General features: G+C 62.8%; 1 pseudogene. It reads right to left on the bottom strand.

The features are described from left to right. Nucleotides 1-23: 23 nt before the first annotated feature. A pseudogene (locus BJQ90_RS08885) lies at nucleotides 24-739 on the bottom strand (IS3 family transposase); the annotation flags it as partial. Nucleotides 740-790 lie beyond the last annotated feature (51 nt).

Raw genomic sequence — 790 nt, 5'->3', positions numbered from 1 at the left:
CACATAACGAGACGCTGAGCCTAATAGGTGATGTCGCCGACGAACTTCACCCCAGGGCGGTCGGCGGTGAAGTCCCGGTTGACGAGATCTGGCATGCCCGCGGCAGCCTTAGCATCAGCCTCGGTGGTGATGCGGAACGGCCGTGGCTGACAGGCCACCAGGCCCTGGCAGCGCATGATCTGCCGCACCAGCTCGGGTGAGCACTCGGTCTGTTCCGCGGCGAGGTCGGCATGGATGCGCCGGTAGCCGTAGGTGCCCTCGGACTCCTCGAAGAAGTGCTGGATCCGCGCGGTCAGGCCCTGGCGGCGGGCCGCCGTGGCCGATTGCGGGCGTGTGGCCCAGTGATAGAAACCGGACGTCGAGACGGCCAACCAACGGCACATTTTCACGACCGAATTGAGATTGGCGGGCTCAGCTTTTTGGGAATCGATGAATTCGTGCTTGCTCACTACCGCTGCTCCCGCGCGAAGTAAGCGCTGGCTTTTTTCAAGAAGGCAGTCTCCGCCCGCAGCTCTTGAACTTCACGCTCGAGCTCCTTCAGCCGGGCCCGTTCCGACACCGTCAGATCCACCTCCGTGCCGCCGTTGGCCGCCCGGTACTTGACCAGCCAGTTGCGGAGCGTTTCAGGGCCGACACCGTACGCGGTGGCCACGTCCTTGATCGGCTTGGACGTGTTGATCACCTCGCGGCACAGCTCGTCCTTGAACTCCTGGGTAAATCGCTTGCGTGATGCGGTCATGCTGATCTCTACTTTCGGTAGACCCCCATTTTAGGAGGGCCCACTGTCCGA

It is taken from the genome of Arthrobacter sp. SO3 (assembly GCF_020532825.1).
Taxonomy (GTDB): Bacteria; Actinomycetota; Actinomycetes; order Actinomycetales; family Micrococcaceae; genus Arthrobacter.
Note: the sequence above shows the minus strand (reverse complement) of the source record. Positions and strands in the feature narration are given on the sequence as shown.